Consider the following 23,601-nt stretch of genomic DNA (forward strand, 5'->3'; position numbering starts at 1 on the left):
TAAGTTTCTTAAAAATGAGAAACATCAGAAATACATAGTTTATAATCTTTCTAAATAAAACAGTCAATACACCATAAAGGCTTATTGAAACAAATACCTTTTTCCATTAAAAATAACCTCATCTACTTCTTTAGACATCATTTTTACTTTATAGCTTTCAGCTCTTTTAGAAATTACATAAGGTTTTATGAGATTACTTTCTAACGTTTCTAAATTATCTTCATCCGCCACCCAAAAGCACACCTTACCTTTATCCAAAACAGAGAACACTTTAGTACGATAATGGTAATGCCACTTTGCTTCTTTATCGTGATAAGCTCTGATATCTAGCCACATTTTAATCCCGAAAAATAAAAGCACAGAAAACATCAACCTCATAAAACCTCTCCATGTAAAACGAATCAATATTTCTCTTAGAAAATAAAGCCCTACCGCCCAAACACCCATCTCCCAAATACTCAACGGTATGTCTTGAAAATACCCCATCTCTATTTTACCAAAGAAACCTATCAGCCATAGCAACGCTTTAATTAACCAATCATAAGTAAAAGATAGCCAATTCCAATAAATCCCTAAACCAAAAACAATCGTCATTAAAAACGATAGTATAATCACAATTTCCATTAAAGGAAGTACTACAAGATTAGCCAAAATAGACCACGCTGAATACTGGTGGAAATAATAAATCACAATAGGCATAGTCCCAAGCTGTGCCGCCGTGGACATCGTGAAGGTGTAAAGCAATAGTTTTTGAATTTTGTTTCTAGGATTTGGAAAAAGACGAATCATAGGTCTATTAAACCAATAAATTCCCAATACTGCCGAAAAACTCAATTGAAATCCCACCGAAAACAACTCTTGTGTATCCACCATCAAAATCCCTAATCCTGCCAAGGCTAAAGAATCCAAAACTTGCGGTTTCCTTTGCAGAAGGACAAAACCAAAATAAACCGTAAGCATAATACAGGCTCTAACAACAGAATTTCCCCAACCAATAAACCAAGCAAAAGCCCAAATTAACGACAAACTAAGTAACATTACACCAATCCGAAATCTAACAGGCAACACTAACCTCAACAGCATATAGACCACTCCGAATATAATTGCTATGTGCGTCCCCGAAATAGCCAAAATATGTGCCAAGCCACTTCGCCTAAAATTGGAATTAGTGCCTGCATCTACCTCTGTTCTATCGGCTAATACAATTCCTTTTAGGAAAGCTCTAGTTTGCTGTGAAAGTTTTTCGTTTTTATCTATATTACTAAGGAATTCCAATCGCCATCGTTTCATTTTTTCGGAGAAAGTAAGCTCTGATTTTGGAGCTTTGCGTAAATCTCTGGCATAGGCTCTATAATATACGCCTTTCCTTGCTTGAAATTTGGCATAATCAAACTGGTAATTATTCTTGGAAGACTCCAACGGATATAGACTTAGTTGAGACTGATAGTAGTGCTTATAATCCAATTCTTCCAAATCTTTTGGAACAGATAAAACTGCTTTAAAAGGTTGATTTTGATGAAATGCTGTTATTTCATAGCGTTTGTTTTTAGCCGTTGAATTCAGCTTTTGCTCAATTTTAAAAACAAGCTCTTCCTTTTTAGAAACACTCGGCAAAACTGATTTTTCCGAATTAAGGTAATGAGTAAATACTCCAAAACAGAGAAAAAAGATATTGAGTAACCAAATTCTAATTCGAACTACCCAATCTGCTTTCACCCAAATTAACCCAAGACTAATAACCCCCAATATAGCTATAATATTGAGATTTTGCCACGAGAACCCATTAAGGTCTTGCAAAAAGACACCTAATGAAAAACTTATAAACAGACTAAAAAGAATTTGCTTTTTCACTTTGATAAACAAACTGATACAAGATACCAAATTAAGCAAAAAATCAATTCAGCCAAACAAAATATTACTTAATTATCCAGTAGCAAACTTAGTACACCTCACCATTAAAAGTATGAGTACAACAACTGCAAAATTTTTGCATATTAGATTTATTTAATTCAGGCGTACATTTTTGCAAAATATTGTTTTCATCAACAAATAAACCCGAGAAATAACTAGACTCTCCTACTCTCACAAAATCTTGCTTTTCATTTTCCGTTAACGCTACCATCCAAAAGATAGGCCCAGTTTTATCAAGTCGTGATTTAGCCTCACTAAAAACACTATCCCAGTCTGAACCTACCTTTGATAACAAAAACTTAAAGAGTGGCGTATAGTCTAATCCTCTTTCTACACCTCTCTTCATTTTTCCTTTACTACCTTGTTGATTTTTGTCTCTTCGATTATAATCTTGCCCGAAGTGATGACGAACACCATAGGTAGTTGTATTTACTTTTCTAAATAGCTTTTTCTTTTCCTTATTCATTACACCTGAATAATGCCTAAGTTAAATTTCTCTGTAATAGGCGAATGATTGGCTGCCTCTATCCCCATAGAAATCCATTTTCGAGTATCTAATGGACTAATGATAGCGTCCGTCCACAACCTTGCTGCTGCATAAGTAGCTTCAGTTTGTTTTTGATATTTTTTTGATATTTCTTGTAAAATTTCGTTTCGGTCTTCTTCGGTAATTTCCTTACCTTTCTTTCTAAGGGTAGCCTCTTGTATCTGTGCCAATACTTTAGCCGCTTGAGCACCTCCCATTACCGCAAGGTCTGCCCAAGGCCAAGCCACGATAAGACGAGGGTCGTAAGCTTTACCGCACATCGCATAGTTACCTGCTCCATAAGAATTACCTGTAATAATGGTAAACTTAGGCACCACAGAATTAGATACCGCATTTACCATTTTAGCACCATCTTTTATAATACCACCGTGCTCTGATTTAGACCCTACCATAAAACCTGTTACATCTTGCAAAAATACCAATGGAATTTTCCTTTGGTTACAATTGGCAATAAATCGGGTTGCTTTGTCCGCCGAATCAGAATAGATAACACCTCCGAACTGCATTTCTCCCTTACCACTTTTTACCAATTTCCTTTGGTTAGCTACAATCCCTACACTCCAACCATCTATTCTTGCCGTAGCACATATAATAGATTTACCATAATCTGGCTTATACTCCTCATACTCCGATTTATCTACTAGACATTTTATAATTTCATAAGTATCGTATTGTTCTGATCTAGCTGCAGGTATAATACCAAATATATTTTCAGGACTTTCTTTTGGCAAAAAGCTTTCCGTTCGGTCAAACCCTGCCTTTTCAAAATCTCCGATAGATTTCATTATGTTTTTAATTCTATCCAAAGCATCTTTATCATCTTTAGCTTTATAGTCGGTAACTCCAGAAATAGAACAATGCGTAGTAGCTCCTCCCAAAGTTTCGTTGTCTATACTTTCTCCTATCGCTGCTTTTACTAGATAACTTCCCGCTAAAAATATGGAACCTGTTTTATCTACAATCATCGCTTCATCACTCATAATAGGTAAATACGCCCCTCCTGCAACACAACTTCCCATCACTGCAGAGATTTGAATAATCCCCATAGCACTCATTTTGGCATTATTTCTAAATATCCTTCCGAAATGCTCTTTATCAGGAAAAATTTCGTCTTGCATAGGCAGATAAACTCCTGCCGAATCTACCAAATAGATAATAGGCAAACGGTTTTCCATCGCAATTTCTTGAGCTCTAAGATTTTTCTTACCCGTAATTGGAAACCACGCCCCAGCCTTTACCGAAGCATCATTAGCTACCACAATACATTGCTTACCAGAAACATATCCCATCTTAACCACCACACCAGCACTAGGGCAGCCACCATGCTCTTCATACATTTCAAACCCTGCAAACGCCCCTATCTCTATACTATCTTTATTATCATCTAAGAGGTAATCTATACGCTCTCTAGCCGTCATTTTACCTTCACTTCTAATTTTTTCTAGGCGTTTTTCTCCCCCTCCTTTCTTTATTTTAGCTAATAGCTGATTGATTTCCGAAAGTTTCAATCGGTTAAGGTCTTCATTTTTGTTGAATTGCAAATCCATAGGTTTCCTATTTTTTTAGTCCTTAAAGATAATAGTTTTTGTGAAAACAAAAAAGAGGTTGCCTTAAACTAAGACAACCTCCTTCGCAGTATGTTATAAACTTTCTAATTAACCTCCTTGGACAATATAGTAAATACTGGGAAGTGGTCACTATACCCTCCTGTAAATTTATCCCCATTCCAAGAACGGAACGGATACCCTTTAAAGCTACCTTCTTTATTGATAAGGTAAGCAGGGGCATAAACTTCTGTTCTAAAAACAGAATAAGAAGTATCTTTTGGATTAACTAAATTTTCTGAAACAATAATTTGGTCAAACAAGTTAGGAGCATCACGATATGCTAAAGATGCTACTCCCTTTTTATACAACGGATACATTAAGTTTATATAAGGATACTCTGGGCTAAGCTCTTTGACACTACCTACTGCCTTTAAATGATTTTTAAAACTACTACTAATAGGGTCATCATTAAAGTCTCCCATTGCTATTAGTTTAGTATTAGCATCTAAAGCTCTTACGCTATCCATTTGTGCTCTTAGCAGCTGAGCAGCAGCATTTCTCTTAGGAAGAGAAACTGCTTCACCACCTCTCCTAGACGGCCAGTGATTAACAAAAAAAGCAACTTTTTCGCCATCTAAATATCCTGAAACCACCAACAAATCACGAGTATACTCTCTTCTACCCTCCTCATTGTATATTTTGAGTTCTTTTTTAGTGCTGTAAGTAGGGCTAAACCTTCTCTTCTGGTAAATAAGAGCCACATCTATGCCTCTATAATCATAAGAGTTGTAATGAATTACTCCATAATCAAACTTCTTTAATGCAGGTTGTTTCACCAAATCTTCCACTACTTGGCGATTCTCCACTTCAAGAAGACCCACTACTACCGGTGCTGTCTTAGTAACCGAAGCTCCTAACTCAGAAATAACCCTAGCTGCATTGATTAATTTTTGATTATAAATACTCGTATTATAATTTTTGGCGCTCTTAGGTGTAAACTCTTCTGAAGAACCCTGAAAACGAACCACTTTTTTACCTATAAGTTTAGAGTCCGACCACTCACCTTTATAGTCCTCACGCTCCAAATACTTTACCGAATCTATTGGCACACTTCTATGAAAACGAGGGTGATTAGGCGGTAGCGTTCCATCTATATAATCTGCCGACTGAATGGTATCCCAAAGGTTTTCCACATTATAGAAACCCACCGTTGCCATTCTTCTCAGCTTACCTGTTTGAGAAAAACTGGTTAAAAAAAGTCCCAATGTTAAGAGAGAAAATATCTTTTTCATTTTCATTTATTTTTAAATAAGTTTTTAAACCTAGATTCTAATTTTGAGCAAAATTAGTGATTTTGAAGTGAACACTAAGTTAAAATTAATTTTAATTAACAATACATAAAACATTATTAGGGACAAACCCCTTGCCCTAAAGCAATCTCACATACTCGTGATAAATATCAGATGTTAAAAATTCTTAATTTCATCAAAACTTGTCAAAAAATTGACTTAATTTTGTGGATTGAATAATCGTTTTATTCAAAAGATAAATTAAGAAAAAAAGAATGTTATGATTAAGAAATTATCATTAGTCTCTATGTTCTGTTTATTGCCTGCATCTTATTACTATGCACAAACCACAGTCTATGCGTATGTGAAAGATGCCGATGGAAAACCCATTGAAAATGCAGTAGCCGACCTAAGAGAAGCCAATGACGATGTAAAGGCAGACAAAATTGGATATTTCCAATTTGTAGATTTAAAACCTGGACATTACCAAATGGTAGTAACTCAACCTAACTACGAAACCAAAGTCCTAGAGTTTGATGTTTTTGAAAATGAAAAAAGAAAAGACTTGGGGATTATTACTCTTTTTTCTAACCTTAAAAATTCGGAATTAGGAGTAGTATTGCTAGATGACAATAGCAGTATGGACGAGTCTTCCTCACAAGCAACATTAGGACTATTACAGTCTTCTAGAGATGTGTTTAGTAATATTGCTGCCTTTGATTTAGGATTCTATTGGTTCAGACCAAGAGGTATAGATGGTAGAAGAAGCGAGGTTATGATGAATGGTATCTCTATGGAAAATGCCGATAATGGCAATGTAGATTATGGCAACTGGGGAGGACTTAATGAAATCACAAGATACCCTGAAATTGCAGTAAATCATTCCCCTTCTGAGTACGCTTTCGGAGGCGTTGGCTCTGTGGTCTACAAAAATATGAAAGCAAGTGAATACCGCAAAGGTTTCCAATTTACCCAATCTCTTACCAACAGAAACTATCGTAACAGAACTTCCTTAAGATACTCTTCTGGAATGAATAAAAAGGGTTGGGCGTTTACTGTAATGGGAGCTAGAAGATGGGCACAAGAAGGGATACAAGAAGGTACTTTCTATGATGCTTACGGAGCTTACCTAGGAATTGAGAAAAAAGTAAGTGACAAACATACACTTACCTTAAACTTAATAGGCTCTCCTTACCGTAGAAGTACTGCTAGCCCTAACACCCAAGAGGTAATAGATTATAATGGTGTACATTACAATGCTTTCTGGGGATGGCAAGATGGCGAGAAAAGAAGTGAAAGAGTAAGAAAAGGATTCCAACCGATACTACAACTTACAGATTACTGGAAGATAAGCAGCAGATCTCAGCTTTGGGCTACTGTTTCTTACCAATTTGGTAAAGACAAGGCTTCTAGACTAGATTGGTATAACGCTCAGAACCCCTCTCCTCTATACTACAGAAATTTACCAAGCTATTTTGCTGGATTAGCCAACCCTAGCGACTCCGATATAGCTCAACTGGAAATAACTAAAAACAGATGGGAAAGCAATGACCAAAACTACACCCAAATAAATTGGGATAGGCTTTACCTCGCTAATAGAAATAGAGAACAAGCGGTTTATTTCCTAGTAAATGATGTTAATGATGACAAAGTTTGGAATGTAGGAACTCATTTTGTTCATAATTTTTCTGACAAGACACAGCTATTCATCAACGCTTCTTACAGAAATTATTTATCAAACCAATATAGAGAGATAAAAGACTTACTAGGAGCACAATACGCTCTTAATGGAGACCCTTTTGCCTCTACCAACCAGCCTAAGCTTTCAGGTTTATTCAACGAAGGAGAAGAAAACACTCATAAAAAAGTAGGCGATAAAATAGGTTATGACTACACTTTCCGAAGACAAGAAACTAAGATAAACCCTGCTTTGAAATTTAACACAGGTAATTTTGATATTTTCGTATCTGCCCTAGCGGCTTACATCACTAATAATAGAGAAGGGCATTTTAACCACTATCTTTACAAAGATGCATTAGGAAAATCCGAAAACCAAGACTACTGGAATTTCGGCTTAAAAGGTCAGGTAATCTATAAATTAGATGGTAGAAATTTCTTAGTTTATAATAGTGCCTACTATTCCCAAGCTCCTTACCTCAATAATTTGTTCATCAATGCAAGAGTAAACAGTGCCATCGCACCTAATATTAAAAACACCATAGTTTCGGCTAATGATATTAGCTATATGGTCTCTTCTCCATTTGTTAAAGTGAGAGCTACCGCATTCCTTATAAACACACAAAATGATACTAATGTACAGCGTTTCTTTGCTGATGGAATAAAACTAGATGGTGTAGATAGCGAAGGCAACACCACTAGTGCGAGAAGTGCATTTGTAACACAAGTAATGTCTAATGTGAACCGTAGAAATATGGGGGCAGAACTAGGTGTAGAGGTAAAAGTAACGCCTACTATTACCGTTAATGGGGTTGCCAATTATGGTAAATACATCTATACCAATAATCCTGAGGTGTACTTCGCTTCGGATGCGGTGGGAATGTTCCCGAACGAAAAACTTTACACCAGCTACGGAACTTCTTACATCAAAAACTTTAGACAAGGAGGCACACCACAAGAAGCCTACTCTCTAGGAGTAAAGTATAGTTCTCCTAAATACTGGTGGGTAGGTGCTAACTGGAACTATCTTGGCAATAATTTCCTAGATCCATCTCCTCTCATTCGTTCTGACTTCTTTGTAAACAACCCAGTAACAGGAACACCGTATGCAGGAATTTCGGAGGAGGAATACAAAAGAGTTACCGCTCAAGTTAAACTCCCTGTCGCTTATTTCTTTAACATCAATGCGGGTAAATCCTGGATGTTAGGCAAATATTATGTCCTAATTAGTGCAACTGTGAACAATGTGCTTGACAATACTAAATATGCTACTGGAGGCTTTGAGCAAACAAGAAATGTGAACTTTGCAGACTTTAGAAGAGACTACGACAGAGAGTATCCTAATTTTGCACCTAGATATTTCTTTACACAGGGTAGAAACTATTTTATCAATCTACAAGTAAGATTCTAAATTTTAATATTTAACACAATAAAAAATGAAAACAACAACATATTTAAAAACTTCGTTAATAGCCCTCAGTTTTGGAGCATTAACCTCTTGCGTACACGACGATAAGTTTGACACACCTGCAATCCAATGTAGCAACCAATTCTCGGAACCTACAACTACTATTAAAGATTTTAAAACATTGGCTCCAGAACCTGTAAACTTCGTAAGCAACTACACTATCCCTAACGGAGAAACAGACGCTCCTGTTATTTTTGAAGGATATGTAATTTCTTCTGATGAAGGTGGTAACTTTTACAAACAACTTACCATACAAGACAATACCGAAAATCCTACCGCTGGTATCCAAGTTGCCATAAACAAAACTTTCTTATATACAGACTATCCTGTGGGCTCTCGTGTAAGGGTTAGAGCTAACGGTCTTTCTGTTGGCTTAGACAGAGAAGTAGTTAAACTAGGCTATGTAAATCCAACGGGACAAATACCTGAAGGTAATATGAGAGACTTCATCACTGGAGTTTGTGGAGGTAATACTATGGATATTAAAACCATTACTCCTAGAGTGGTAAACTCCATTGCAGAAGCTACTAAAGATGAATACATCAATACTCTAGTTACTATTAAAGGAGTACAATTTTCAGAGGCTGATGGTAAAATTACTTATGCAGATGCAGTCAATAGACAAACTGTTGATAGAACTTTAGTAGACAGAGAAGACAACACTGCTGTGGTGAGAAATAGTGGTTTTGCTCGTTTTGCAGGGAAAACACTACCTACTAAAAGTGGAGACATCACCGTAGTTGTAAACAAATATGTTTCTGGAAGAAATGTAACATGGCAACTCTACATTCGTGATTTAAACGATGTTAAATTTGAACAAGAAAGATTTGTAAGTTCCAAAAATGTTTTAGGTGGCAATGCTCCAGAATATAACAAGACCATAGCTGAAACTTTTGATAATGTATCTACAGTTACTAATTTCAAAAGAATTGCAGATCCTAAATACATTAACTATTCTGTATTTGGAAATCGTTTTTGGGAGCAAAAAACCTTTAATGGTAATAATTATATCCAAATAAGTGCATTTAGAGCCAATGCTGATGTTAGCACTTACTTTATAGTTCCTGCTGAGTTTACAGGCTCTTCTAAGCTCTCTTTCCAAACAAAAGATGGTTATTACACAGGAGATGCTCTTAAAGTATATTACACTACGAAATATACACCTGGCGGAGTTGTAAATAAAACCGACCTAATAGATATTACTTCTAAGTTTACTCTTTCAAAAGAAAATACTAATGGCTATGCTGCCGATTGGGTAGATAGTGGCGAATTTGCAATTCCTGCTACAGGAAAAGGTTATATCTTTTTTGAATATGCAGGTAACACTACTGTAACTACTACTGTACAAATAGACAATATTACTTTAAAGTAGACTGAATATCTCAATTTAAAAACGTAGAGCTACCTCTTGGAGGTAGCTCTTTTTTTATCTTTGTAACAGCTTGCAATTTATAAAAATGAAAAACTCTATGCTATATTTTATACTTATTGTATTTTCTATTTTTTATATCATTTATAATTCCTACTACATTGTAATGGATTTTGGGAGTATAGGGATTTTTAATTTAGTATCTAATTTAATTGTGTCGGTTTACATAATTGGAAGCGTGTTTTATATCTTAAAAAATAAAACCAATAACAAACAGTAATATTATGAATTGCTTTCAATTTTCACTATCTTTGTGATAATTCGCAACTATCTGCACAGGAGAAAATAGAGTCAATCAGTTGTGAATTGCTTTCAATTTTCACTATCTTTGTGATAATTCGCAACGTCCGTTGTCGGTTCATCTGATACTATATCGTTGTGAATTGCTTTCAATTTTCACTATCTTTGTGATAATTCGCAACTGGGATTTGACAAAACCTTACCTCAAAGACGTTGTGAATTGCTTTCAATTTTCACTATCTTTGTGATAATTCGCAACATTTTACACGAAGATAAAGAGATGTATCTAGTTGTGAATTGCTTTCAATTTTTACTATCTTTGTGATAGTTCGCAACTAAATGTTTATTTATAGTTTGTTCGGTGTAGTTGTGAATTGCTTTCAATTTTTACTATCTTTGTGATAGTTCGCAACTCCCCCATCCGCTTTCAAGAGCTGCCTGTGGTTGTGAATTGCTTTCAATTTTTACTATCTTTGTGATAGTTCGCAACGCAATGAATAACTATATGGAAGCCTTGAAAGTTGTGAATTGCTTTCAATTTTTACTATCTTTGTGATAGTTCGCAACAACATTGCAATAAAACTAATAAACGAAGTAGTTGTGAATTGCTTTCAATTTTTACTATCTTTGTGATAGTTCGCAACATAGACGAGATTGAGATATGACAACACCTCGTTGTGAATTGCTTTCAATTTTTACTATCTTTGTGATAGTTCGCAACGATTTTCAGCTAATTAAATTATTTAATAAAGTTGTGAATTGCTTTCAATTTTTACTATCTTTGTGATAGTTCGCAACGACAAAATAAAACAGATGTGCGATGGGATAGTTGTGAATTGCTTTCAATTTTTACTATCTTTGTGATAGTTCGCAACAACTACTTTCTAAAGCATTACAATTAAGAAGTTGTGAATTGCTTTCAATTTTTACTATCTTTGTGATAGTTCGCAACCTCAAAAAATAAACCCATTGTTTTTCAATGGGTTTTGCGTTTTTATAGGATTAGATTTTTTACTATTTCTTCTCTATTTTTGTTTGATGTAAAGTCTTTTTCTATTCCTAAAAAAGTTCTAATTGCTGATAGGTTGGTTTTGGTTCCTCTTTAGCTCTCGCAAAGAAAATTTCAATATCTCCAAACTGTTTATCTGTAATGCTCATTATAGCTACCTTGCCATGCTTGGGAAGTATTGATTTTACTCTTTTGATGTGTACTTCCGCATTTTCTCGACTAGGACAATGCCGTATATAAATGGAAAATTGGAAAAGACTAAACCCATCATCTTCCAAGCGTTTTCTAAAAAGTTGAGCTGCTTTTCTCATCGCTTTGGTTTCTGTTGGTAAATCATATAACACCATAACCCACATAACTCTATAAGCATTAAAACGATTAAACTTCATAAAACTCAGGCACAGATATTTGTCTTTTTTCTCCAGTATAACATTTATAAACAGAAACTACACTCGTTTTTACAGCTACGATTAAAGGTCTTAGCTTATTTTCAATTCTCACATCTAAAGTCGCTATATTTAGCATAAATGCTTTAAAATCTTTGGTTAACTCTTCACTTTCAGGGTGATTTTCTAACCATTCCATTACCAAAAAATCTACAAACGGACGGTAAGGTTCCATTAAATCGTCTGCCAAGCAGTAAGGATTATATTTATTCTTATGAAAAATCCCCAATACAGGCAATAGCCCCGTTTCTACTATAGCTCTTGCCACAATACTCCTCAATACGGCATAACCAAAATTAAAAAATTGATTAGGAGAGTCACCAAAACGTTCTCTGAGAAAATCTGGAGCAATTAAATATTTCCAATAATGCTGTGCTGCAATGCCTTCCATATTGGTGGTATCACCACTTTTTACTTGTTCTTTGTACTCTAGCATAGGTTCATAGTAGTTCCCTAAACGCTTTAGAACTTCCGACTGATTATTTATCTTACTCTCAACAACTTGCTTCCAAAGATTTTTCTTTAGAGGTTCGCTAGCTTCAAGCTGATATTTTACCCGTTCAGAATATTCGGAGTGCCCATACAAAGGTAACATTATGCCGTGAGGTAAATGATGAGCATCACAACTGATAACCACCACATTATTTCCCATCAACCATTGAATGAGCTGATGAGAAATCGTGATTTGAAAATGGTCGAGCATCAATAGTCCCAAATCTTCAACAGGAATACTCCCTTTTTCTACTTTGGTTTCAGGGCAAATGATTTTCATTTGCTGGTCTTTTAACTTGAGGTAGGCAGGATTGCCAATATAGATAGAACGGTAAAGCATAATCCATTATTTTTAATATTCTCCCACTTGAACTATTTTTCCTATATGGTTAATACGAACTTTTTTGATGTTTTTCAGAGGTTCTGTACTTCTAATAGATTTATATGCTATATCATTTAATTCTTTTACCTCTTGAACATTGGTCTCTAAATGATGTCGAAACATATAATTTTTTGTCGCTAATTTCTGAACTCTAAACAAATGCTGACTAATTATTTTAGCGTTATTCTCATCTAATAAATCAATATCATTTACATCAAAATCGTCATTAGGGAAAACAAACATTTCATTCTGTTTCATTGTAAATAAAAACTTCCATCCTAAATCTTCATTTAATCCTTTATCAACAACAGGTAAGCCTTGATTTGCTCTTGCTACTGCTTCATAAAGCGACACTACTTTTTCTTGCAGTTTACCTTTTTCATCCTCATAAATAGCGACATGATGATTATTCCCCGTACTTACAAAATCCGCAGGTATAGGGTTTCCGTTATCGTCCAAAATTTCCCTGCCTAAATGGTCTTTTTGATGGTGTAGAGCTTCGGCGTTACTTACTCCTGTAATGGTTACTCGCTTGATGCAAATTCCTTTTTCTTTGTTGAGCCATATCGGATTTTTATCCAAATCTGAAAAGGCTTCTTTTGCATTACCTCCAAAATCTTTTTTGCGTTGCTCTAAAATAGCTTTTATTTTTTCATCCACCACCTTTTCAATCTTTAAATCAGGAGTAATGTCTTTTCTAATCGTAAAAATTTCCTCAAAACACAACACTTCTTTCAAAGGTTCACCATTTTTAAGTAATGGCATTTTTTGAGTGTTTTTGTATCAAAAGCAACTGCTGGATTATTGTCAAATTGAGCTAAATGACGAAGCACCAATTCTTTTTCCTGTACATTGATAATAAGTTGAGCCTGTTCTAAACTAAAATTTTTATTGATTTTAGTAGGCTTATTCATCGGTCTTTTAGATTTTCCATAAACCGTTTCTTTATGCAATTGTCCTCGTGGCGTTAGTTGTTCTTTGGTATGATAACCTGACTCTTTCTTGGTTTTATTGATGTTTTTGGTGTAAACCTTATTTTTATTTTTAATCGAAACCAAAATGGTTTCTATATGCTTTTTGGCTTCCTCTCTAAAGTTAGGCATTGGTGGAATAAATTTTCGTTTTTTATTCACCACTTCCGTAATGGTATTTTTAAGTCCGTATAACTTACTCAATTCCAAATCTACCTCATCGCCCTTTAATGAATGTATCGTGTTTAGATTATTAAGATACTGCACATGACTTTTTGTGGTAAAAGCCACCGTTAGTGCATCCATTGCGTGGTGTCTATGGTCGTTTCGTTTTGTCCAATCGGTAATTACTTCTACTTTTTTTGTTTTTTCTTGCCCAATATCATAACGCTCCTCTATCTCTGTCAGTCCTAAAGCTTTGTATTTAGGAAAATTCAATTCTTTCATCACATTGATTAAATCCCAATCTTCACGCAGTCTATCGGTAATACTTCCAGAGGTCACATTTACATCATTAAAGACTTTCTCTATCATTGATTTTGCTTTTTTAGCAATATATTGGCTATTACGCAAATCTCTTTCAATAAATCCATCGGGCAGATTTTTTTGAGCCATCAAGAGTTTATTTCTTTTACCTTTGGAAATAGTTCCTTTGGCGTTATTATAAAGCGTTTCTACCCGTTGGATATAATCGTCAAGTGTTGCATTATAATCACTTTCTATAAAACCATAAGCCGTTCGGTCTGCTTTTTTAAGATTGGTTTCCCTAAAAGCTAAAGTTTTATTAGAGAAAGAATCATCAAATAATAATGCCTTCGGAATAATGTGTTCTATATCTATTTTTGATGAAAATAAATCTTCCTTTTTAATTTGTCTACCAGTAAAAACATCTTTATAGGCTAAAGGTGCTAACTCTTCCCATAAACGATAACGAACCACATCGTTTTTAGTAGGATTGGGAATGCCGAAATTTTTCGTAATGAGTTTTTTAATATCTTCATTTCTTCGTGTGGCTTCGTTGATGCCTTTGGTCATTTCAGCTCGTTCCTCTGCACTTTTTTTCAGTTCTCTGGCTAATTCAATACGCACTTCATCGGGTTTGCCATAGGTTTCAATCACTTGATTAACCACATTAACCATTTGGTTAAGTATTTTTTCCACCACAGGATTGCGTAAACTGTTTTTAGGTAAAAGTTCTAATTTATTCAATCGTTCTCTATTATCATTTTCTTCTTTAGTCAAACTATTAGAATGATTATACCCTGCTAATGCACAGGCTTCTGAATAATCGTTTCCGTCTATAAGATACGGAATGATTTTACGCATCGCTTTGGTTGATAAATTTCCGTAATCGTCTTGTAAGGATACATTCGCTATCCATTTGGCATATTCGGGAGTAAAGCCAAATTTTTCACAAAGTTTCTTTTTTAAACTGACTGCAGAGTTCCCGTAAATGATTTGGTCTTCTTCGTTGATTTTATCATCTTCCTCGGCAGAATACAACAAATGCCACAATTGATAAGAGGCTTGATTTTCAAATTCTTTTCCGTCTAACTCTGCATTAAAGTCTAAAATATCAGCCTGAATACCTATTTGTGGAAATACTGCTTTTAATTCCTCCTTAATCTCTTGAGCTGATTTTTTAGTCCAATCACCATAGCCCTCATTCTCTGCAATTTGCTGATAGATATTGAATAAAGCGGCATTGGTTCGGTTGCCTTCCAAACCTTCTGGAAAATTCGTTTTGTATTCTTTATCTTTTAAACCTAAAATTTGTAACACCTCTTTTTGTGAGAGATTTCCTCTAAGGTTTAATTCTTCAAACAATAATTTTCGTTCATCATCACTTAAAGCCTCTGTTTCTTTTTTGTTTTTTGAATTCCCATCGCTAATTTTTGCTATCTCTAAATTATTGATATTCTGCCATATTTTAAACTCTTGAAACAAGGGTGATGATTTAGGAGCGACACGCCTACCTACCGTCTGCCTTTTCGGTAGTTGGGTAGTTTTATTGAGAATAACATTGCCATTTTCATCTTTTCGTTCTATTTCCCAACTTTCAAACTGGCAGAAACTCAATAAGCCTTTTTGAGATTTTAATTTTCGTTGATAAAAAATGACCACATCACGAATTTGCTCCTTTAAGGCAAGTGTTAATTGTGGGTGAAATTGAGCTTGTGTTTCCCAAATTTGCTCAAATTCATCTAAATAATCTTGACGATAGAAAACTTGGTTCTTTAGTGAAGTATGCGGATTTTTCTGTATTTGTTTCCAAAGGTTTTCACCTACGGTTTCTTTATTAAAATACAATTCCTTGCTTCTATCTGAAATCGCCCCTAAATACCCACTGGATTTATTGAGGTCATTATTAATTTCTACTAATACATACGCTACTTCTTCTATACTTAGTTTTTGAGTAATAGCCTCGGAACGCCATTTGTAATGTTGTAGCTTTACTTCATCTCTTTTCCCTTTATTTTCGGCAGTATAAACCCCTTTAATGGCAAGAAATCTTTTTCGGCTATTTTGTTGTCCTTGTCCTTTTAAGGCATTATATAATTCGTCATCTAATATATCTGCATAAAACTGCTTTTGATATTCCCAAATGCTGTCAAATTCCGCTTGCAAATCCGAACGGTAGAAATCAGGCACATATTTTTTACCTTTTGATAGCAATTCATAGGCGTACTGCCCTGGTGTTAAATTTTCGTCATACAACTTTTTGGCTACTGCCATACCATCAACCACTTGTCCTTCTTCTTCATTATTTACTTTTCTACTGCTTCTGTAACCTCTCTTTTTGTTAATCGCTAAAAATACACGGGCTAAATCTTCTAATTCTATTCGTTCTCTCGCTGCCTTGGCTCTTAACTCTAATGTTTGATGAGTGGTGTTTTTACCAATTTCGGTTAGTGGTGTATCTTTATCAATCAACCGATGTTTAATCAACAAGTCTATTAAATTTTTTCTTCTGAGTTTATAACGTTGTAAATTTCTTCTTGCACTTCTTTTAGCTGTTCTATCGGCATTGGTGGATAAGGGTCTCCCTGCTTCAAAATTTGTTTTTTCATCCACCGTTAGAGGATTTACACGAACGCCTAACTTAATAATTTCAGATTTCTCATTTGAATTCTCTGTTTCTTTAACCAACGCCCAACCGATAGAGTTGGTTCCTAAGTCTAATCCAAGTATGGTTTTCATTTTTAATATATTGATTTTTAAACAATAATAATCTTTATTTTCGTGTATAAAGTTAATAAATATTTTGTCATTATAATATTTATATCTAAATTTGTCGCTGAAAGCAATTCACAATAAGGAAGATTCCGTTGTGAGAACATTTATTACGGGGGCTGATAACAGCACCTCGTTTTTTGTTATATACCCACCTATAAAAAATCAATTTAATAGATATCCTCAATTTTTGTAACTTTATCAACTAAACTAAAAAATATGAAAAATAGAATTTCAGAGCTTTTCAATATACAATACCCTATCATACAAGGAGGTATGGTATGGCATAGTGGTTGGCAATTAGCTTCTGCTGTTTCTAACGCTGGAGGTCTCGGACTAATAGGCGCAGGAAGTATGTACCCTGATGTCTTAAGAGAACACCTTCAAAAATGCAAAAAAGCTACTAATAAGCCTTTTGGTGTTAATATTCCTATGCTTTATCCTAACTTAGATGAAATTATTAACATCATTATGGAGGAGCAAGTTAAAATCGTATTTACCTCAGCAGGAAACCCGAAAACCTACACCGAAACTTTACAAAAAGAAGGTATAAAAGTAGCTCACGTGGTTTCTTCTCTAAAATTTGCAATAAAATGTGAAGAAGCTGGTGTAGATGCTGTTGTTGCTGAAGGATTTGAAGCTGGTGGACATAACGGTAGAGACGAGACTACCACTTTCTGCCTTATTCCTAATGTGAGAAAACATATCAGTACACCCCTTATTGCTGCAGGAGGTATCGCCACAGGGCAACAGATAAAAGCTGCCATGATACTTGGAGCGGATGGTGTACAAATCGGTTCTAGATTTGCAGCTACAACAGAGGCAAGCTCTCATGAGGCATTTAAACAGAAAATAGTGGAGGCTAAAGAAGGAGATACTCAACTTACTTTGAAAGAACTTGCTCCCGTTAGGTTGCTAAAAAACAAATTCTTCTACGACCTAGAAAAACTTTATGAAAATGGGAGAGATATAGAAACTCTGAAACAATCCTTAGGTAGAGCAAGAGCCAAGAAAGGTATGTTTGAAGGCGATTTAGACGAAGGTGAACTTGAAATAGGACAAGTTTCTGCCCTCATAGACGACATTATCTCGGTAGATGAAGTATTTAAAAGGCTTATAAAAGAGTTCAGCGAATGTAAAGAACCTTTTTTATAGGAAATTAAAACGAGAGGCTTTAGCTACCTCTCGTTTGTTTTAGTTTTAGGAATAAGGTGCTATTTCCACCTCCAAGCCATCTATCTCTTCCGTTATATGGATTTGGCAACCTAGACGCGAGTTATCCTTAACATCAAAAGCTTCTGAAAGCATTGCTTCTTCCTCATCACCTTTTTCAGGCAGTGGAACATCATTAAGAATATAAACTTGGCAAGACGCACACATTGCCATTCCGCCACACACGCCTACAGTACCTTCCTCTGCCAATTCGTAAGCTCTTATCACCTCCATAAGGTTCATAGACATGTCCGTGGGAGCTACTATGTCGTGCTGTACGCCCTCCCTATCAGTAATTTTTAGTTGAATATCAGCCATAATTTTTAGTCTATTTTTTTAACAACGGCTTTCTCTGCCTCTTTTCTACTCCCATCAAACCCATCAACACCGCTCACGGTAGTGTATTTTAGCACATATTTCTTACCAGGATTAAGCCTGTTGTAAACGCTTTGGCACATTAAAGTTGCCTCATGGAAGCCACATAAAATCAGTTTTAATTTACCAGGGTAAGTATTGATATCTCCAATAGCATAAATTCCTTCTCTATTGGTTTGGTAATCCAATGCATTGTTTACTTTTATAGAGTTTTTCTCTATTTCTAGTCCCCAATCAGCGATAGGACCAAGCTTTGGTGTAAGTCCAAAAAGAGGAATGAAATAATCTGTCTCTATTTCTGTTTTCTCACCCTCACGCTCTATCACAATACTTTCTAAAGTGTTAGAACCTTTAAGCTCTACCACTTCCGCAGGTGTAACAAGGTTAATCTTCCCTTGGTTTTTCAGTTCTTGTACTTTTTCTACAGAATCTAACGCTCCTCTAAACTCATTTCTTCTGTGTACCAAAGTAACCTCTTTAGCTACATTAGATAAGAAAATACTCCAATCCAAAGCAGAATCTCCGCCCCCTGCAATTACAATTTTTTTATCTCTAAAAACTTCTGGGTCTTTTACAAAATACTCCACACCATTTTCCTCATATTTTTCTAAGTTTTCTAGAAGAGGTTTTCTCGGTTCAAAAGTCCCTAGTCCTCCCGCTATTGCTACTGCTTTAGCACGGTGTACCGTTCCTTTATTGGTGATTACCTCAAACCATTCATCATCTATCTTTTCTAGACTTACGGCGGTTTCTGCTAGAGTAAACCCTGGTTGAAATTGTTTAATTTGTTCCATTAAGTTATCTACTAACTCTCCTGCATTTACAGACGGATAACCTGGTATATCAAAAATAGGCTTTTTAGGATAAAGCTCAGCTAACTGTCCACCAGGTTGCGGTAAAGCATCTATGATGTGGCATTTAAGTTTTAATAATCCTGCTTCAAAAACGGCAAAAAGCCCCGTAGGTCCTGCTCCTATAATAAGTAAATCTGTAGTAATCATAATATGTAAAAAACTTTGGAATTAAATTATATATCTTTGCAAAAGTACTAATTTTGTTGAAACTACATCGTAACTTTAGTTACATAAACCATAATGTTATGGGGTGAGTTGGCAAAGTATTTGTAAATTTTAAAAGTATGAAAAAGATATTATATTTAATGACTCTTGTAATTTCGGCAAGTTTGTGGTCGCAAATTACTAATATTAAGTCTGGAGAAACTTTGACTTATAGAATTCATTATGGAATATTAAACGCAGGCTATGCTACACTTAATATTAAGGAGACAACCTATAAAGGCGAACCTCATTACTATGTCAAAGGCACAGGTAAGACCACAGGAGCTGTAAGGGCTTTTTTCAAGGTAGAAGACCTTTATGAAAGTTATATCAATATCAGCACTGCATTACCTAGTTTCTATGTGCGAAATGTGCAAGAGGGTAGTTATAGACAGCATTTAGAAACGGTTTTTAATCATTCCAACCAAACCCTTATTTTAACCGACAAGAAAACGCCATCTAATGGTTCTAAAACTCTAAAATCTGTCAAGGGCATACAAGATATGCTTTCTGCTTTCTACTACTTAAGAAGTAGAGATAATTCTGCATTAAAAGTAGGAACAAGCATAAAAATGAATGTATGGATTGACGATGAGATGTTTCCTTTCCAGTTGAGAATTGCAGATGTAGAAACCAAAAGAACCAAATTTGGTAAGGTAGAATGTCTTAAAATTATCCCTTCGGTAATGAGTGGAAGAGTATTTAAAGACCAAGAAGGAGTAACAATGTGGGTAACAAACGATGCTAATCATATCCCCGTGGAACTAAAAGCGGAGCTTGCAGTCGGTTCTTTAAAAGCAAGCCTAGACGACTACAAAAACGTAAAGTATAATATCAATTTTAAATAATTGATGGGCTAAACTCATTTATAAAAGCAATGTCAGAGATTAAAAATAAAGTCGCAGAAAGCGGATTAGTTAATTTTGATTTATCTTCTTTAGTGCCTAAAGGGAAAAGGTTAGGGATAGATTTGAAACCATTTTTATTCCAAGAGTTGGTTCTCAAAGAAAAAGATTTCAGAGAAAAAGTGAAGGGGCTAGAGTTAGACTCATATAAAGATGCTTATGTTTACATCTATAACTCTGCGGAAGCCATTGTCCCTTTGTGGGCTTATTTTTTGATTGCATCTCAATTATCTGGAGTTGCTAAGAAGGTAATTTATGGTGATAAAGATGAGTTAGAGCTACTCATTATGCATCAAGCTCTAAATGATTATGATTTTTCTAATCTAAAAGATAAAAGAGTTTTAGTAAAAGGTTGTACAGATGAAAATATTCCAGAAAATGCTTATATTGAGTTAGTTGAAAAATTAAAGCCAATTGTTAAATCTTTGATGTTCGGGGAAGCATGCAGTAATGTACCTATATTTAAAAATTAGGAATGGTTTTTGATAGGTTACAAAACAATATAAAAATTTAAATTAAAATGAGTTTATTAGACCTTATCACAGGAAACCCAGGAACACAAGTAGCAGAAAAAGCAGAATCAAAGTTTGGAATTAGCAAAAGTCAAATTATGGCTTTATTGGTAGTGGCAACACCACTGGTAATTTCTTACCTTAGAAATAAATCTAAAGATGAAAAAGAAGCTGAGGCTCTTAATAATGCTTTAGAAAGAGACCACGACGGTAGCATCTTAGATGATGTAAGCCAGGTAGAAAATAGACAAGAGGAAGGTAATAGCATTCTAAGTCATATTTTCGGAGACAAAAAATCAACTGTGGAGAATCAGCTTTCTCAAAATACAGGGATTTCTATGGATAAAATAGGACCTCTAATGGCGATGTTAGCTCCTGTTATTATGGGATATATAGGAAAACAAAAGAGAGAAAATAATGTAACTTCAGGAGGAGGACTTTCGGATTTGCTAGGAGGTATTTTAGGACAAGGTTCTCAGGAGGCACAACAAGGTGGTGGAGGTAATCCTCTTACGGATTTACTAGGAAGTGTTCTAGGTGGTGGACAATCACAACAAGGAGGCGGTAATCCGCTGAATGATATTTTAGGAAGTGTCTTAGGTGGAGGAGACAACAAACAACAAAGTGGAGGACTAGGCGGTCTATTAGGTGGATTGTTTGGTGGCAGTAAGTAACAAATATTAACAGTTTGATTTTTACCAATCAATAATTGTAGTAATAAGATAAAAAAAGTCGAAGTATAAACTTCGACTTTTTACTTTTAAGTAAATGAGATTAGATAGGTATAAATCTAAAAATCCTTATATTTGCGATAAATAAAAAATTATGAGTAAACCGATTACTGAATTTATAGAAAAATACTATTTACACTTTAATGCTGCTGCATTAGTAGATGCTTCTAAGGGTTATGTAGCACACCTAAAAGATGGTGGTAAAATGATGATTACCTTAGCGGGAGCAATGTCCACTGCAGAGATGGGTAAGATTTTAGCAGAAATGATAAGACAAGATAAAGTTCAAATCATTTCTTGTACAGGAGCTAATTTAGAGGAAGATTTGATGAATCTGGTAGCTCATTCTCATTACGAGAGAGTACCTAATTATAGAGATTTAACACCTCAGCAAGAGTGGGATTTATTAGAGAGAGGTCTTAATCGTGTAACGGATACTTGTATTCCAGAAGAGGAGGCTTTTAGAAGACTTCAGAAACATATTGTAGAAATTTGGAAAGAAGCAGAATCGAAAGGAGAAAGATATTTCCCTCACGAGTATATGTATAAAATGTTATTATCTGGTGTACTTGAGCAGTACTATGAAATACCGAAAGAGAACTCATGGATGTTAGCAGCAGCGGAGAAAAATTTACCTATCGTTGTACCAGGTTGGGAAGATTCTACAATGGGAAACATTTTTGCTAGCTACTGTATCAAAGGAGAATTAAAACCTTCTACGATGAAATCAGGGATAGAGTATATGACTTATCTAGCTGATTGGTACACTAAAAACTGTGGTGGTAAGGGAGTTGGTTTCTTCCAAATTGGAGGAGGTATTGCGGGAGATTTCCCTATCTGTGTGGTACCAATGCTTTATCAAGATATGGAAATGCATGATATTCCATTTTGGTCTTATTTCTGCCAAATATCAGATTCAACCACTTCTTACGGTTCATACTCTGGGGCAGTCCCAAATGAGAAAATCACTTGGGGAAAATTGGATATAGACACACCTAAATTTATTGTAGAGAGTGATGCTACGATTTGTGCACCTCTGATGTTCCAATATGTGTTAGAAAATTCGTAGTAAAAATTACCATAACAGAAACACAAAACCTCTAGAAAGTTTTTATTTTCCAACTTTTAGAGGTTTTTCTTTAATAATAAGTTATTTCATTACCTTTGCCCTTTATGTTTGAAGATTTTAAACCCACACTAAAAATCCTATTAAGATTTTTATTAGTTTATTTAGTCTTGCTGGGAGTTTATCAGTTTTATTTAAATACTCAAGAAGGTTTAGATGGCTTGTCAATACATATAGCCAACCAATGTACTTTGATACAGAATAACATAGGGTATCCATCACAAGCCATACCTCAACCAGAACATAATACTTTGTGGTATTATGTAGGTGGGGAGTATATGTCTAGAATGGTGGAAGGTTGTAATGCTGTATCTGTAATAATACTTTTTATAGCATTTATTTTTGCATTTTATAGAGGTTTTAATACTTTTATTTTTGTTTTTGCAGGAGTTATATTTCTGTATATCATAAACATACTTAGGATTGTTGGAATAAATGTAGTGCTACTTGAATATCCATCTTATGGTAAAGCTGCCCATGATTATATATTCCCTGCGATTATTTACGGAAGTGTGGTTTTATTATGGATTATTTGGATTAAATTTTTTGTACTGAAAGATGAAGTTCAAAGGTAATCTTGTATTTGTTATACTCGGTATTATTGGTTTAATAGGGGTTCGTTTTTTAGAAGAAACTCTATTTTATGATCCTTTTTTAATCTATTTCAAAATGATGGATGGAGCCAAAGTATTCCCCGTTTTTCAGTGGGGAAAACTTGTTTTAGGACATCTTTTTAGGCTGATACTTAATCTACTTTTTTCGCTAATCATTGTTTATTTTCTTTTTAAAGATAAAACAAAGACAATGTTAGCTTGTGTTTTAATGTTATTAGTTTTTTTGATTACTTTTCCTATCTATCTCTATCTAGTTTATACGGAATTTGACTCAGGATTGCTTTTAGCTTTTTATGTTCGTAGGTTTGTTATTCAACCTATAATTTTATTGCTCATCATTCCAATGTTTTATTATATGGATGTGAAGAATAAGAATTAAATTACAAGACAAAAAGGCTTATCTAATTTATTACAGATAAGCCTTTT

General features: G+C 34.8%; 17 protein-coding genes, 1 pseudogene and 1 CRISPR repeat array. Of the genes and pseudogenes, 9 read left to right on the forward strand and 9 right to left on the reverse strand.

Features of this window, described 5'->3' with window-relative positions:
* Positions 1 to 81: 81 nt before the first annotated feature.
* The 4 genes from RA0C_RS04895 to RA0C_RS04910 form a co-directional block, all read right to left on the reverse strand.
* Complete coding sequence (locus RA0C_RS04895; protein ID WP_228481890.1) at positions 82 to 1,851, reverse strand: ComEC/Rec2 family competence protein; 1,770 nt, start codon at positions 1,849 to 1,851, stop codon at positions 82 to 84.
* 88 nt (positions 1,852 to 1,939) lie between these two features.
* Entirely contained in the window at positions 1,940 to 2,377 is a 438-nt protein-coding gene (locus RA0C_RS04900) for a hypothetical protein (protein ID WP_004918223.1), read from the reverse strand.
* Positions 2,377 to 4,005, reverse strand: a complete 1,629-nt coding sequence (locus RA0C_RS04905) for an acyl-CoA carboxylase subunit beta (RefSeq protein ID WP_004918222.1) — start codon at positions 4,003 to 4,005, stop codon at positions 2,377 to 2,379. Before RA0C_RS04905 ends, RA0C_RS04900 begins: the two co-directional genes overlap by 1 nt.
* A gap of 104 nt (positions 4,006 to 4,109) precedes the next feature.
* Entirely contained in the window at positions 4,110 to 5,303 is a 1,194-nt protein-coding gene (locus RA0C_RS04910; protein ID WP_004918219.1) for an endonuclease/exonuclease/phosphatase family protein, read from the reverse strand.
* Between the two features lie 271 nt (positions 5,304 to 5,574).
* Between RA0C_RS04910 and RA0C_RS04915 the strand changes: the two genes are divergently transcribed.
* Positions 5,575 to 8,382 carry a carboxypeptidase-like regulatory domain-containing protein gene (locus tag RA0C_RS04915; protein ID WP_004918216.1) on the forward strand — a complete coding sequence of 936 codons (2,808 nt, stop codon included), beginning with the start codon at positions 5,575 to 5,577 and terminating at the stop codon, positions 8,380 to 8,382.
* Between the two features lie 25 nt (positions 8,383 to 8,407).
* A complete protein-coding gene (locus tag RA0C_RS04920) occupies positions 8,408 to 9,811 on the forward strand; it encodes a DUF5689 domain-containing protein (protein ID WP_004918215.1) in 1,404 nt (467 codons plus the stop codon).
* Positions 9,812 to 10,089: 278 nt separating this feature from the next.
* Positions 10,090 to 11,060: direct repeats of the CRISPR family, unit length 47 nt; unit sequence GTTGTGAATTGCTTTCAATTTTTACTATCTTTGTGATAGTTCGCAAC.
* 107 nt (positions 11,061 to 11,167) lie between these two features.
* On the opposite strand, the gene cas2 is transcribed toward RA0C_RS04920, so the two are convergent.
* The 3 genes and pseudogenes from cas2 to cas9 all read right to left on the reverse strand — a co-directional run bounded on the left by cas2 (position 11,168) and on the right by cas9 (position 16,609).
* Positions 11,168 to 11,506, reverse strand: coding sequence for a CRISPR-associated endonuclease Cas2 (gene cas2, locus RA0C_RS04930; protein ID WP_004918211.1), 339 nt, complete (start codon positions 11,504 to 11,506; stop codon positions 11,168 to 11,170).
* Entirely contained in the window at positions 11,496 to 12,395 is a 900-nt protein-coding gene (gene cas1, locus RA0C_RS04935) for a type II CRISPR-associated endonuclease Cas1 (RefSeq protein WP_004918209.1), read from the reverse strand. The genes cas2 and cas1 overlap by 11 nt, the downstream gene beginning before the upstream one ends.
* 12 nt (positions 12,396 to 12,407) lie before the next feature.
* Positions 12,408 to 16,609, reverse strand: a pseudogene (cas9, locus tag RA0C_RS04940) (type II CRISPR RNA-guided endonuclease Cas9).
* A 252-nt stretch (positions 16,610 to 16,861) separates the two neighbouring features.
* On the opposite strand from cas9, the gene RA0C_RS04945 reads away from it, so the two are divergent.
* Positions 16,862 to 17,797, forward strand: coding sequence for an NAD(P)H-dependent flavin oxidoreductase (locus RA0C_RS04945; RefSeq protein ID WP_004918205.1), 936 nt, complete (start codon positions 16,862 to 16,864; stop codon positions 17,795 to 17,797).
* 45 nt (positions 17,798 to 17,842) lie between these two features.
* On the opposite strand, the gene RA0C_RS04950 is transcribed toward RA0C_RS04945, so the two are convergent.
* On the reverse strand, positions 17,843 to 18,172 hold the full coding sequence (locus RA0C_RS04950; protein WP_004918202.1) for a 2Fe-2S iron-sulfur cluster-binding family protein: 330 nt from the start codon (positions 18,170 to 18,172) through the stop codon (positions 17,843 to 17,845).
* Between the two features lie 5 nt (positions 18,173 to 18,177).
* The gene (locus RA0C_RS04955; protein WP_013446920.1) at positions 18,178 to 19,230 is read right to left on the reverse strand and encodes an NAD(P)/FAD-dependent oxidoreductase; all 1,053 of its coding nucleotides are present in this window, start codon (positions 19,228 to 19,230) and stop codon (positions 18,178 to 18,180) included.
* A 137-nt stretch (positions 19,231 to 19,367) separates the two neighbouring features.
* Between RA0C_RS04955 and RA0C_RS04960 the strand changes: the two genes are divergently transcribed.
* The 6 genes from RA0C_RS04960 to RA0C_RS04985 all read left to right on the forward strand — a co-directional run bounded on the left by RA0C_RS04960 (position 19,368) and on the right by RA0C_RS04985 (position 23,554).
* On the forward strand, positions 19,368 to 20,135 hold the full coding sequence (locus RA0C_RS04960; protein WP_013446921.1) for a DUF3108 domain-containing protein: 768 nt from the start codon (positions 19,368 to 19,370) through the stop codon (positions 20,133 to 20,135).
* Positions 20,136 to 20,164: 29 nt separating this feature from the next.
* Positions 20,165 to 20,665, forward strand: coding sequence for a DUF2480 family protein (locus RA0C_RS04965; protein WP_004918194.1), 501 nt, complete (start codon positions 20,165 to 20,167; stop codon positions 20,663 to 20,665).
* 47 nt (positions 20,666 to 20,712) lie between these two features.
* Positions 20,713 to 21,378: a DUF937 domain-containing protein gene (locus RA0C_RS04970; RefSeq protein ID WP_004918191.1), complete on the forward strand. Its 666-nt coding sequence runs from the start codon at positions 20,713 to 20,715 to the stop codon at positions 21,376 to 21,378.
* A 151-nt stretch (positions 21,379 to 21,529) separates the two neighbouring features.
* Positions 21,530 to 22,504, forward strand: coding sequence for a deoxyhypusine synthase family protein (locus RA0C_RS04975; RefSeq protein WP_004918190.1), 975 nt, complete (start codon positions 21,530 to 21,532; stop codon positions 22,502 to 22,504).
* Between the two features lie 104 nt (positions 22,505 to 22,608).
* Positions 22,609 to 23,136, forward strand: a complete 528-nt coding sequence (xrtF, locus tag RA0C_RS04980; RefSeq protein ID WP_004918186.1) for an exosortase family protein XrtF — start codon at positions 22,609 to 22,611, stop codon at positions 23,134 to 23,136.
* Positions 23,120 to 23,554, forward strand: coding sequence for an exosortase F system-associated membrane protein (locus RA0C_RS04985; protein WP_004918183.1), 435 nt, complete (start codon positions 23,120 to 23,122; stop codon positions 23,552 to 23,554). Before xrtF ends, RA0C_RS04985 begins: the two co-directional genes overlap by 17 nt.
* Positions 23,555 to 23,601: the final 47 nt, after the last annotated feature.

Source organism: Riemerella anatipestifer ATCC 11845 = DSM 15868 (assembly GCF_000252855.1).
GTDB lineage: Bacteria > Bacteroidota > Bacteroidia > Flavobacteriales > Weeksellaceae > Riemerella > Riemerella anatipestifera.

Coding starts and splice junctions, on each gene's coding strand:
- RA0C_RS04950 (WP_004918202.1), bottom strand. CDS start 18,172: ATGGCTGATATTCAACTAAAAATTACTGATAGGGAGGGCGTACAGCAC.
- RA0C_RS04915 (WP_004918216.1), top strand. CDS start 5,575: ATGATTAAGAAATTATCATTAGTCTCTATGTTCTGTTTATTGCCTGCA.
- RA0C_RS04920 (WP_004918215.1), top strand. CDS start 8,408: ATGAAAACAACAACATATTTAAAAACTTCGTTAATAGCCCTCAGTTTT.
- RA0C_RS04960 (WP_013446921.1), top strand. CDS start 19,368: ATGAAAAAGATATTATATTTAATGACTCTTGTAATTTCGGCAAGTTTG.
- RA0C_RS04900 (WP_004918223.1), bottom strand. CDS start 2,377: ATGAATAAGGAAAAGAAAAAGCTATTTAGAAAAGTAAATACAACTACC.
- xrtF (WP_004918186.1), top strand. CDS start 22,609: ATGTTTGAAGATTTTAAACCCACACTAAAAATCCTATTAAGATTTTTA.
- RA0C_RS04910 (WP_004918219.1), bottom strand. CDS start 5,303: ATGAAAATGAAAAAGATATTTTCTCTCTTAACATTGGGACTTTTTTTA.
- RA0C_RS04965 (WP_004918194.1), top strand. CDS start 20,165: ATGTCAGAGATTAAAAATAAAGTCGCAGAAAGCGGATTAGTTAATTTT.
- cas1 (WP_004918209.1), bottom strand. CDS start 12,395: ATGCTTTACCGTTCTATCTATATTGGCAATCCTGCCTACCTCAAGTTA.
- RA0C_RS04970 (WP_004918191.1), top strand. CDS start 20,713: ATGAGTTTATTAGACCTTATCACAGGAAACCCAGGAACACAAGTAGCA.
- RA0C_RS04975 (WP_004918190.1), top strand. CDS start 21,530: ATGAGTAAACCGATTACTGAATTTATAGAAAAATACTATTTACACTTT.
- RA0C_RS04945 (WP_004918205.1), top strand. CDS start 16,862: ATGAAAAATAGAATTTCAGAGCTTTTCAATATACAATACCCTATCATA.
- cas2 (WP_004918211.1), bottom strand. CDS start 11,506: ATGAAGTTTAATCGTTTTAATGCTTATAGAGTTATGTGGGTTATGGTG.
- RA0C_RS04955 (WP_013446920.1), bottom strand. CDS start 19,230: ATGATTACTACAGATTTACTTATTATAGGAGCAGGACCTACGGGGCTT.
- RA0C_RS04905 (WP_004918222.1), bottom strand. CDS start 4,005: ATGGATTTGCAATTCAACAAAAATGAAGACCTTAACCGATTGAAACTT.
- RA0C_RS04985 (WP_004918183.1), top strand. CDS start 23,120: ATGAAGTTCAAAGGTAATCTTGTATTTGTTATACTCGGTATTATTGGT.